The 11,698-nt window shown below is 55.4% G+C and carries 9 protein-coding genes and 1 tRNA gene; 8 read left to right on the top strand and 2 right to left on the bottom strand.

All coding sequences use genetic code 11. From position 1 onward, the window contains the following. Window positions 1-347: 347 nt before the first annotated feature. Window positions 348-1,460 carry a serine hydrolase domain-containing protein gene (locus VL547_RS01015; RefSeq protein ID WP_325574221.1) on the top strand — a complete coding sequence of 371 codons (1,113 nt, stop codon included), beginning with the start codon at window positions 348-350 and terminating at the stop codon, window positions 1,458-1,460. Window positions 1,461-1,535: 75 nt separating this feature from the next. Here the strand turns inward: VL547_RS01015 and VL547_RS01010 are convergent. Then, a tRNA-Glu gene (locus tag VL547_RS01010) sits at window positions 1,536-1,607 on the bottom strand. A 179-nt stretch (window positions 1,608-1,786) separates the two neighbouring features. Between VL547_RS01010 and gap the strand changes: the two genes are divergently transcribed. From gap to VL547_RS00985, 5 genes are all read left to right on the top strand, one after another. After that, window positions 1,787-2,800 carry a type I glyceraldehyde-3-phosphate dehydrogenase gene (gene gap / locus VL547_RS01005; protein WP_325574219.1) on the top strand — a complete coding sequence of 338 codons (1,014 nt, stop codon included), beginning with the start codon at window positions 1,787-1,789 and terminating at the stop codon, window positions 2,798-2,800. A gap of 7 nt (window positions 2,801-2,807) precedes the next feature. Further along, window positions 2,808-4,004: a phosphoglycerate kinase gene (locus tag VL547_RS01000; protein ID WP_325574217.1), complete on the top strand. Its 1,197-nt coding sequence runs from the start codon at window positions 2,808-2,810 to the stop codon at window positions 4,002-4,004. An 85-nt stretch (window positions 4,005-4,089) separates the two neighbouring features. Further along, window positions 4,090-4,683 carry a LemA family protein gene (locus VL547_RS00995; protein ID WP_325574215.1) on the top strand — a complete coding sequence of 198 codons (594 nt, stop codon included), beginning with the start codon at window positions 4,090-4,092 and terminating at the stop codon, window positions 4,681-4,683. Between the two features lie 6 nt (window positions 4,684-4,689). Beyond that, the gene (locus tag VL547_RS00990; RefSeq protein ID WP_325574213.1) at window positions 4,690-5,145 is read left to right on the top strand and encodes a TPM domain-containing protein; all 456 of its coding nucleotides are present in this window, start codon (window positions 4,690-4,692) and stop codon (window positions 5,143-5,145) included. Beyond that, window positions 5,142-5,936, top strand: a complete 795-nt coding sequence (locus VL547_RS00985; protein WP_325574211.1) for a TPM domain-containing protein — start codon at window positions 5,142-5,144, stop codon at window positions 5,934-5,936. The genes VL547_RS00990 and VL547_RS00985 overlap by 4 nt, the downstream gene beginning before the upstream one ends. Before the next feature lie 164 nt (window positions 5,937-6,100). On the opposite strand, the gene VL547_RS00980 is transcribed toward VL547_RS00985, so the two are convergent. Then, a complete protein-coding gene (locus VL547_RS00980; protein ID WP_325574209.1) occupies window positions 6,101-8,575 on the bottom strand; it encodes a M1 family metallopeptidase in 2,475 nt (824 codons plus the stop codon). A gap of 200 nt (window positions 8,576-8,775) precedes the next feature. On the opposite strand from VL547_RS00980, the gene VL547_RS00975 reads away from it, so the two are divergent. Both VL547_RS00975 and truA read left to right on the top strand, forming a co-directional pair. Continuing rightward, window positions 8,776-10,311 carry a DUF4476 domain-containing protein gene (locus tag VL547_RS00975; protein ID WP_325574207.1) on the top strand — a complete coding sequence of 512 codons (1,536 nt, stop codon included), beginning with the start codon at window positions 8,776-8,778 and terminating at the stop codon, window positions 10,309-10,311. 1 nt (window position 10,312) lies between these two features. Further along, window positions 10,313-11,143 carry a tRNA pseudouridine(38-40) synthase TruA gene (truA, locus tag VL547_RS00970; protein ID WP_325574205.1) on the top strand — a complete coding sequence of 277 codons (831 nt, stop codon included), beginning with the start codon at window positions 10,313-10,315 and terminating at the stop codon, window positions 11,141-11,143. The last annotated feature ends 555 nt before the right edge of the window (window positions 11,144-11,698 follow it).

The raw sequence follows: 11,698 nt of genomic DNA, 5'->3' as shown, positions 1-11,698 counted from the left end.
CTAAGAATATTTTCTTATTTTATTTAATTGATTATAAATTATTTATAGTCGATGGAGGGGAAAAGTTATAAGAAACTAAGAAATGATTCTTACTTTTATTTCATATTGAGGACGAACTGGTTGTTACCGGTAAAAAGCAATCCGAAACGCTCCGCGATCAGGTAAAGGTTCAACTCGGTATGAAGAGGGATTTTGGACTGTATTACGGTCATGTACAAATGACCGGTACCGGCGTTTTCATTACCAAGAACGAGCTGTAGCCTTTTAGGTGACTGATTAAATGACCTGACTGAACCGGATGACGGTTCGGATGGCAATTTTTTTTTCAAAATTAAACGACAATCAACATGAACTTTTTCAAGGAAATTGTTTTGAACAGCGTATTGGGTGCAATCTTTATGGGCTGTCGTGCGCAGCAAAGCCCATATGGTCGATTGGACAGTATTTTCAGTGTCTTATTTAACAGCGGCCAATTCAGCGGCAATGTGCTCATTGCTAAAAATGGCAAGCCCGTATACGAAAAAAGTTTCGGATTCGCGGATATTGAAAATCAAGTTCCTAATGGTCCAGATACCCGATTTCTGCTGGCTTCGGTTTCCAAGCAATTTACCGCGGTTGGCATTGTTCTACTAAAAGAAGCCGGGAAGCTAAATTACGATGACGAGGTGGCGAAGTATATACCTGAATTGCCTTATCCGGGAATAACCATCAGACAGGTACTGAACCATACTTCCGGCCTCCCGGATTACGATGCCCTTATGAACCACTGCTGGGATAAGACCAAATTTGCTACGAACAATGATATGTTAAAAATGCTGATACAATATCATCCCAACCCGTTTTTTCCGCCCGGCCAGAGATATTTATATAGCAATACTGGCTATGCTTTGCTGGCCATCATTATTGAAAGAGTTTCCGGTATGTCATTCACCGATTACATGGAACTGAAGGTATTTAGTCCACTGGGAATGGCGCATACGATTATTTTTACCCGGCGCGCACGTCCCAGGGCTGTCGAACACTATGCGACCGGCTACGTGTATGTTGATAGCCTGAAGACATTTGTCATTCCCGAAGAGCATCCTATATGGAGTCAGGCATTATGGGAAGACGGCGTTTATGGCGAAGATGGTGTAAATGCTACCGTCGATGATATGCTTAAATGGGATCAAACTGTTTATCAACGCTCATTTGTATCCTTAGATGACTGGCAGCAAATATTAACGCCGGGTAAACCTAGTGATGGTAAAAGTGATTATGGTTTTGGCTGGCATCTGATCAGCCCTGAAGGGAAAGGCAGGATTGCTTTTCACACTGGCGGCTGGCCGGGCTTTATAACTTACAATGAGCAGGGACTTGACCAAAATTATTCGATCATCATTCTGCGCAATAAATTTGCACCTCAGACCAGGGTGCCCGTTGACATGATTAGGGATATAATAAGAGTTATGGGGGAATAAAAAAAACGTCGAAGGCGCGATTAACAGCAATAAAAAAGCCCCAATCTTAACAATTGGGGCTCGATAATATTCGTGTACCGCGTAGGGGAGTCGAACCCCTCATTCCTCCGTGAAAGGGAGGCGTCTTAACCGATTGACCAACGCGGCGGAAGAACTGACAAACGAATTTCGTTTGGGAGTGCAAAGATAGGGGGCGGGGGAATTCGCTCCAAAAAAAATTAAAGGGGAGGGGGGAACGCAATTCTTTGGTATTGACGTAACTTTGCCCCGCATCATCGGAAAGGGAGCCTAGTTTCATCTCATCCAATAACTAAATTTTACAAAAAATGAGCACAGTAAAAGTTGCTATTAACGGGTTTGGTAGGATCGGTCGCCTGGTATTCCGCCAGATCTACAATATGGAAGGTATTGACGTGGTGGCTATTAACGATCTGACCAGTCCCAAGGTTTTGGCGCACTTACTGAAGTACGATACGGCTCACGGGCAATTTGGGCAGGAAGTCAAGCATACGGATAACTCCATCCTGGTTGCGGGACACGAAATCAAGATCTATGCGCAGAAGGACCCGGCCCAGATTCCATGGGGGCAGCACGACGTGGATGTCGTGATCGAAAGCACGGGCTTCTTTACGGATAAGGACAAGGCCGAGGCGCACCTGAAAGCGGGCGCCAAAAAGGTGGTCATCTCCGCCCCCGCTACCGGGGAAATGAAGACGGTTGTCTTTAATGTAAACCATAATATCCTGGACGGCAGCGAAACGATCATTTCCTGCGCCAGCTGTACGACGAACTGCCTGGCCCCGATGGCCAAGGCGCTGAACGATGCCTTTACGATCGAGGTAGGGAGCATGACCACGGTCCATGCCTATACCAACGACCAAAATACCCTGGACGCGCCGCATCCGAAAGGGGACCTGCGCAGGGCGCGGGCCGCGGCAGCGAACATCGTACCGAACAGCACCGGCGCCGCCAAGGCGATCGGGCTGGTACTGCCCGAGCTGAAGGGTAAGCTGGACGGCGGCGCTCAGCGGGTTCCGGTAATCACCGGGTCGCTGACCGAACTGACCGCGGTGGTGGCCAAGAAGGTGACCACGGAGTCGGTGAACGCGGCCATGAAGGCGGTTTCCAACGAATCCTTCGGCTACAACGAAGACGAGATCGTGAGCAGCGACATCATCGGTATGCACTTTGGCTCGCTGTTTGACGCTACCCAAACAAAGGTCGTCACCGTCGGTGACAAACAGCTGGTGAAGGTGATAAGCTGGTACGACAACGAAATGAGCTATGTCTCCCAGCTGGTGCGTACGGTTAAGTATTTTGCCGGCCTGATCAAAAAATAAGCGCCCCATGTCGACGTTTGCCAACTACAACTTCAAGGGTCAGCGCGCGCTGGTCCGGGTTGACTTTAACGTACCCCTGGACGATAAGTTCCAGATCACGGACGACACCCGGATGCGGGCGGCGGTCCCCACGATCAAAAAGATCCTCGGCGACGGCGGGAGCGTGATCCTGATGTCCCACCTGGGCAGGCCCAAGGGCGGTCCTGAGGACAAGTTTTCGCTGAGGCACCTGTTGCCCCACCTGAAGGAGCTGCTGCCGGGCACGCCGGTGGAGTTCGCCGATGATTGCATCGGGGAATCGGCGGTCAATGCTGCGTCGGCGCTCAAACCGGGGACGGTCCTGCTGCTGGAGAACCTGCGCTTTTATAAAGAAGAAGAAAAAGGCGACAAGGCTTTTGCCGAGAAGCTGAGCAAGCTGGGTGACGTCTACGTGAACGACGCCTTTGGCACGGCGCACCGGGCGCACGCGTCCACCGCGGTGATCGCGCAGTTCTTCCCGAAGGACAAACGGATGTTCGGTTTGCTGATGGAAGCGGAGGTGAACAGCGCCAACAAGGTATTGAAGGATACCCAACGGCCCTTTACCGCCATCCTGGGCGGCGCTAAGGTGAGCGACAAGATCCTGATCATAGAGAACCTGCTGGACAGAGCCAACAACCTGATCATCGGGGGCGGTATGGCGTATACTTTCCTCAAGGCCCAGGGGCATCCCATCGGGAAGAGCCTTTGCGAAGAGGACAAGCTGGACCTGGCTAACGAAATCCTCGTCAAGGCCAAGGCCAAGGGTGTGCAGTTGCTGATCCCCGTGGATAGCGTGGTGGCCGACAAGTTCGCTCCCGACGCGGCAACGAAGGAGGTTTCCAACGACAACATACCGGACGGCTGGATGGGTTTGGATATCGGTCCTAAAACCATCGAGGCTTTTGGAAAGGTGATCCTGGCGTCCAGGACGATCCTTTGGAACGGCCCGATGGGCGTTTTCGAAATGGAGAAGTTCCAACAAGGTACCAAAGCGGTCGCGGAGCTCGTGGCCAAGGCCACGGCGGCCGGCGCTTTCAGCCTGGTAGGCGGTGGCGACTCGGTGGCGGCGGTGAACCAGTTCGGTCTGGCCGACAAGGTGAGCTATGTGTCCACCGGCGGTGGCGCGCTGCTCGAGTTCTTCGAGGGCAAGGTGTTGCCGGGGATTGCGGCGGTTACGGAATAGAACCAATTAAATAATTAATAGACAAGGGGCTGCCTGATTGGCAGCTCCTTTTTTGTTGTATATTTAATCAACAAAACATTTTGGTATGAAACGTACAGGGTTGTACATCTTACTGGCGATCCTCCTGGTCGTCTTGTTTATCGGGTGCGGCGCCAAAAACGCATACAACGGATTGGTGCAACAGGATGAGATCGTGAAGAACAAGTGGAACAACGTGCAAAGCGACTACCAACGGCGCGCCGATCTGATCCCGAACCTGGTAAACACGGTCAAAGGCGAAGCCAACTTCGAGCAGAACACCCTTACCGCCGTTATCGACGCCAGGGCGAAGGCAACGTCCATCACGGTCGACCCCAATAACCTCACGCCCGAGAAAGTACAGGAATTCCAACAGGCGCAGGGGCAGTTGTCCACGGCCCTGGGCCGGTTGCTGGCGGTGTCCGAGAACTATCCGACGCTCCAGACGAACGCCGCGTTCATGGGACTGCAGGCGCAACTGGAAGGTACCGAAAACCGGATCAAGGTATCCCGGAACGACTTCAACGACGCCGTGGCAACGTACAACATCAAGGTACGGTCGTTCCCGATGAATATACTCGCGGGCATGTTCGGGTTCCACCCCAAGGAAGGATTCACCGCGGACGCCGGCGCGGATAAAGCACCGCAAGTTAAATTCTAACCGCCTATGTCCTGGTTTCAAAAAAAGCCGGTGGAGTTTTTCACCCCTGAGCAAAAAGAGCTGATGCTGGAAGCGGTCCGGTCCTCGGAGCAGGCCACCAGCGGCGAGGTCAGGGTTTTCGTGGAAAGCCGCTGCAAATACGTGGACCCGGTAGACCGGGCCCAGGAGATATTTACGTCCCTGAAGATGGACCATACCCGCCAGCGCAATGCGGTTTTAGTGTATGTCGCCATGCGGGACCGCCAGCTGGCGCTTTGGGGCGACCAGGGCATCCATGACAAGGTCGGGGATGATTTTTGGAAAAAACAGGTGCACCAGATCCTGGGTCACTTCAAGCGGGAAAATTATGCGGAAGGGATTGCCGCGGTCGTGCGGGAGGTGGGGGAGATGCTGGGCCATTTTTTCCCGCACGTAGACGGGGCCAAAAATGAATTACCTGACGATATAGTATTTGGACAATGAAGCATATAGCCATTTTGTTGTGCGTGCTGTGCGTCGGTGTATTCGCGCAGGCACAGGATATCCCGGCGCGGCCCAACCCGCCCAGGCTTGTAAACGACCTGGCGGGTATCCTCAGCCCGGAGACTATCCAGGCGCTGGAAGCCCGGCTCGATGCCTTCGATGACAGCACCAGCGTGCAGATCGCGGTGGTGACCATTCCCACGACCCACGACTATGACCCGGTGGATTATGCGGTCAAGCTGGGCCGCTCCTGGGGAGTGGGCAACAAGGATTTCAACAACGGCGTCATCTTCCTGATCGCCCGCGACGACCATAAGACGTTTATCGCCCCTGGATACGGTCTGGAAGGCGCGATGCCGGACATCACCTGTAAACAGATCGTCGACAACAACATCCTCCCTTATTTCAAGCAGGGCGACTTCAACACCGGCGTCGATTCCGGCGTCGTCGCCATCATGCAGGCCGTCCACGGGGAGTACAAAGCGCCCCCGGGTTATCACCAGGACGGCAAAGGGCGTGGCGTCGGCGCCGCAGGCTTCTTTATCTTATTGTTCATCGTCATTTTCATCATCTGGGCGGTTCGCCGTGGCGGGGGCCCCGGTGGCGGATACGTCAGCCGGCGCGGCTACATGGGCGGTCCCCTCTTCTGGACGGCGGTGGGCAGCATGCTCGGCGGCGGCGGTCGTTCCGGTGGCGGAGGCTTCGGCGGCGGCGGTGGCGGCGGCGGCGGTGGTTTCGGCGGGTTTGGGGGAGGCTCCTTCGGGGGCGGCGGCGCCGGTGGCTCTTGGTAAAGCGACGCGCACCCTTCGACATTTCAGTGCAGCGAATAGGCCGAGGGCCCTGCCTCTTTTTCCCCCGTTTTGCGGTGCACCACAAAACGGGGGAAAAAGAGGCAGGGCCCTCGGCCTATTCGTTTGGGACTGCGCCGCTGGGACGGTTCCCAAAGGCGATCGCGTTATTTCGAAAGCGCGTGATCCACGTAGTCGGCGAAATCCGTTTCGCCGGCGGCGCGTTTCTTGGCAGAAACGTTTTTCAGCGCACCGCTAATCATGTTGCGGGCGAACGCGTAGTTCTCGGAATCGGGGATGACATTGCGGAACTTGAGGACGTCGTCCACGCCCTGCTTGAATTTATCGAGGTCTTTGACCTGGGCTAGGAACTGGCAAAATTTGGAGGTGGCTTCGAATTTAGCCTGACCCGGGGCCAGGTCTTCGTACGTCTTAAGTATGAAGGGGAAGTCCTCGGGACGGGCGGAGTTCAGCAGGATCTTGCTGATCGTCGCGGCCAGCGTCCCCTTGGCGTCGCCCCGGAGCCCGGGGAGCAGCGTAAGGGCCTTGGCCGAATCGAGGTTATAGATGCCGTTGAGGGCATTGCCGGCTACGCTGTAGGACGAGTCGTGGACTGCCTTTTCGAACAACGGCAAATAGGACGGGTCCTTGACCTCGGCCAGTACCTCGAGAGCCTTTGAGCGGACGAGGGCCTCCTTATCGTTTACAGCGATCTTCTGAAGCTCGGGCAAGGCAGCCTGGACCATGTCGGCGGACTGGAAGTCGATGGCGTCGATGGCGTCTATCCGGAGCCCTTTGTAACGGTCGTGCATGGCGTCCAGGAGGAAGGCGCGTATGGCGGCATCGTCCTGGTGCTTGGACGCGAATTCGATGGCCTCCTTACGGTCGACATAACCCGCGGCGTGCTTATATTGATAAATATAGTTCGCGGCGGTTTTGCTGTCGGACTTGGCACAGAGGAGGATTTTGTCCCCGTCCACGTTGACCAGGTCGGGATGGGTCGTATAGGGGAAGGTATAGGAGGCTTCCCGGGTCCGCATCCAAACCTGGTTCCGCGTCTTGTTGCCACCGGCATAGACGTCGATCGAAAAGGGCAGGATGAAGACGTTCCCGGTCTGGGTCTGCTGGATATGCACGGTTACCTTGCCCGCGGCGTCGTCGTACGCGTAGTCGATCTTCAGCTGCGGATGGCCGGCGCCGTAATACCACTGGTTCCAATACCAGTTCAGGTCCTGGCCGGTCACTTCTTCGAACGCCAGGCGGAGCTGCTGGGCTTCACCCGTCTTGAACTTGTTGGTGACCAGGTAAAGGTGGAGCGCCCGGAAGAAAGCGGTGTCGCCTACGTAGTGGCGGAGCATATTGAGGATGCGGCCGCCCTTGTTGTAGCTGACGGCGTCGAACATGTCTTCCTTATCGTGATAGTAAAAACGGACCAGGTCCTTATTGGATTCGCCGGACTGCAGATAGCCCTGCATGTCGGTATAGTTCTGTTCGTCACCAGCGTCCTTACCATGTTTGTGTTCGGCCCAAAGCGTCTCGCTGAAGTTGGCGAAGGACTCGTTCATGGTGAGGTTGCTCCAGCTTTCGCAGGTAACGAGGTCGCCGAACCACTGGTGAAAGAGTTCGTGGGCGATGGTGCTTTCCCAGCCGTTTCCGTCGGTCAGCTCGCGCGCGTTTTGCTGGGCGCTCTCCTGGTGCAGGGTACACGTGGTGTTTTCCATGGCTCCGCTGACATAATCGCGGCCTACGATCTGGTCGTACTTGGCCCAGGGAAAGTCGATACCGAGCGTCTTGGAATAAAAGGCGATCATTTCGGGGGTGTAGCCAAAGATGCGGCGGGCGACGGAGGCGTAATCCTTTTCCACGTAGTAGGCCACGTCCTTCCCTTCATAACTGTCCTTGACAACGGCATAGTCGCCCACGCCCATGAAAAAGAGATAAGGCGCGTGGGGTAAATCCATCTTCCAGGTATCGGTGCGGGAGCCGTCGGCGTTTTTGCGCTGGCTGGCCAGGAGACCGTTGGAAAGCGTGACATACTTCGAGGGCACGGTCATCTCGATCTCTTCGGTGGATTTCTGGTCCGGCTTGTCGATGGTGGGGAACCAGACGCTGTTCGACTCGGTCTCACCCTGTGTCCAGATCTGGGTCGGTTTGTCCTTTTCTGCGCCCGTGGGGTTTATGAAATAGAGCCCCCGGGCATCGGTGATGGCGGCGCTGCCGACGGCCTTTAATAAGTTGGGCCGGGATACATAATCGATATAGACGGTATACCGCTCCTTGCCTTTATAGGTCTTGTCCAGGCGTATCGTCAGTTGCGAGCTGTCGTATGTGTATTTTAAAGGTTCGGTCCCGGAACCCTTGACCAGGGCTACTTTACGGATGTCCATGCCCTTGGCGTCGAGGGTGAGGGAATCGGTAGGATAGAAGTGAGGCTCCAGCGTGATCCATGCCTTGCCGTACATAAACGACTTGTCGTAGTCGAACGAAACGGCCAGCTTCGTATGTACCAGGTCGTTGATCTTTGGCGCGCTTGCCCTGTATTCCTGGCGCCAGCTGGTGTCTCCCTGGGCTGCCGCGGGTCCGGCATAGGAGGCCAGGGCTACCAGGCATCCGGCGGCTATTTTTTTCAAAGGGGTCTCCATAAAATGCATGAGAAAATGATTTGATTCGTGGGTCATAGTGATATTCCTAAAGGTAGCCAGACGGCCCGGTACGGTATTTGGAAAATGATAAATGGCCTATACGGCTGATGGCAAAATAACATAGCTTTGTCATAAGCGAAGTTGGCGCCGAAGCGCTAATTTCCGCGCTGGGCGCTCCAGCGCAACTCAATAATGGGCCTATGAAGTTTATAAGATTAATCGGTTTATTGGTATTCATTGGATGTGCAACGACCGTCCGCTCTCAGGGCGTCAGCCATTTTATCTACCTGCAAAGCGACACGAAACAACCCTTTTTTGTCAAGCTGTCGCCAGGCGCCGATCCATTGAACTCCTCGGGTTCCGGTTATCTTATCCTGCCCCAGGTGCCCCAGGGCTCGTTTTCATTCTGGGTGGGCTTTCCGGACAAATCCTATCCGGAACAGCACTTTGTCTGCACCGTCGGTTCGGACAAGGGGTTCCTGCTAAAACATTTTCCCGAAAAGGGTTGGGCGCTGTATGACCTGCAGGAGCTAACCCTCACGTATACCGCCGGAACGGACAGCGCGGCTCACGCGACCCCGCCCCCCGTCGATACCACCGGCAAGGGACAACCGCAGGGCACGTCGGCGGCGGAAACGCCGGCGGCGCCCGTCAGCACGCCACAGATCCAAACGGCCACCGCGCCGGAGACGGTCACGGCGCCGCAAACTCAAACCGCGGTTGCGCCCACGACCGCGCCGGACACGACCCCTATTGCGCCGGTGCGGGATACGCCCGCGGTTCCCAAGCCAGCCGACGCTTTTGGAGATGCGCTGGTGGCGGTAACCCAGGATACCACGCTCCGGGATGTCAAGAAGATAGTAAAGAAGGACCCGCCCCCGGTTCAGCCGGCCCCCGTTCAACCGACACCGGTTCAACCCGCGCCGGCTCCTGCCGTGACACCCGCGAACATCGTCCTGGTGTCCAGGCAGGTGACGGATACGGCGGTTCAACTGATATATGCCGACCGGCAGTCCTCGGGCGCGGTCGATACGGTCCAGGTATTGATGAACCAGACCGCCCCTGTCGCCGACACACCGACGGCAGCGCCCGCCGTGACGACCGCGGCAGCCGCGCCCGCCGTGACGCCCCCCCAAACCACCTCTCCTGATACCACCACGGCGAAGTCCGTGGCCACCATCGACACCCCGGCGGCAACGCCCGCTATCACCCCCGTGGATACCACCCGTGCCTTCAACCCCGCGACACTTGCCAAGGGTGGCAAGGCCAAGGACACGAGCAACCTCGTGGTGCCGGTATTCAAACAACAGCAGCAGGATACCGATAGCTCGAGGGGTAGTCTGGCGGCGGGTTTCGGGATACAGCCTACGACGCCCGCGGCGCCGGCGACGACTGCCGCGGCCACCGGCGGCGGTAACAAGGACCTCCACCTGGCGAACGCCAACTGCAACCGGGTCGCGGGAGACGAGGACTATCAGCGTTTGCGCAAAAAGATGGCGTCCGAAACGGACGTCGACCGGATGATCGAGCTTGCGCGTAAGGCTTTTAAAAAGACGTGTTTTACGACCGACCAGTTGCGTTCTCTGAGCTTCCTGTTCCTGCAGGAAGACGGGCGGTATAAGTTTATCGAAGAGGCCTATCCGTTCGTTTCCGACAGCTGGAACTTCAATTCGCTGCAAAACCTCTTTTCCAGCGTGTATTACGTCAACCGCTTCAAGGCCCTGGTGCAACACTGATATGCCCAGGTTTTTTCTGCAGGTAGGGTACAAGGGGACCCGGTATAGCGGGTCGCAGATCCAGGAAAATGCGGTGACCGTACAGGCGGAACTGGAAAAAGCGCTGCAGGTTTACTTCCGCTATCCCGTAGGGTTGACCGGTTCCTCCCGGACGGACGCAGGCGTCCACGCCCTGGAGAACTTTTACCACTTCGAGCTCACTTTGGAAGAAAACCACGCGTGGCGCCAGCCAGGCGGGCCCGAGCGCGGCCTGTATAACCTCAACGCCATTTTGCCGCGGGATATCGTGATCCGGGGCGTATACCCGGTGTCTTCGGAAGCCCATGCCCGGTTCAACGCGCTTTCACGTGAGTATCATTACTTTGTATATAGAACAAAGGACCCGTTCATGGACGACCGCGGGTATTATTTCCCCTATACCCTCGACCCCGACCGGCTCGCCGAGGTGGCCGAATTAGTCCTGAAAAACAATGACTTCAGTAGCTTTTCGAAACGAGGCGGCCAGAGCCGGACGCCGCTGTGCCGGATCGAGGCAAGCCACTGGCAGACCACTGGGACCACATGGCAATATACCGTCCGGGCCAACCGCTTCCTACGGGGCATGGTCCGCGGCCTGGTGGGAACGATGCTCCAGGTCGGGCGGGGGAAGCTTTCGGTAGCCGATTTCGAAGGGGTTATCCGCGCGGCCGACCCGGGAAGGGCGGATTTCTCGGCCCCGGGGCAAGGCTTATTCCTCGCAAGGGTACGATACCCGGATGGGCTCCTGGAAGGTCGATGGCCCGTGGAACCCGCCAGCAGCCTGGATGAGAGCGACTACGGCGTTGCAGAATAATTAGTTAGCCCTGCTAATCATCCCGTTTTTTTGTGAAAAAAGTTTGGCGGCAATCAAACTATCGCTATCTTTGCGCCCCGCTCTGGTAAAAAAGCCGATCCGGGTAGTTCTTTCAGGGTTTCGATAACGAGGTGTGCATAAATAGTTTTGACAGGAAACTGCTAAATCGTATCTTTGCAGTCCGTCCTAAAAAAACGGTGCTCTTTACATCGAAAAAGTCAACCAAAAAGCTCAAAAAAATTGAGCTTGAAATTTGGTAGAAAGGAAAAAGGGATTACCTTTGCAACCCCGATGAGATGGAACGGTGATGAGTGGTGCTGAGGGGTTGATACCTAGATAGTTAGCGAAGTTCTTTAGGATAGATGATGGGCGGCTTGCTGCCGCCGATAATCGCGAGACTGAGGTCGTAGGACTGAGGTTGAAGTTCTTTGAAAGATTGGAACAGCAGGACACTTATAACAGCGATGTTATGGGTGTCGTCAGGTAAGAGTATACAATGAATTAAGATTAAGATTTGAAGTCACTTCAATTCTTTCCAAAGTTATTTACAATGGA

Origin of the sequence: Dinghuibacter sp. (assembly GCF_035492835.1) — a bacterium.
Taxonomy (GTDB): Bacteria; Bacteroidota; Bacteroidia; order Chitinophagales; family Chitinophagaceae; genus Dinghuibacter.
This window is presented reverse-complemented; position numbering and strand designations above follow the sequence as displayed.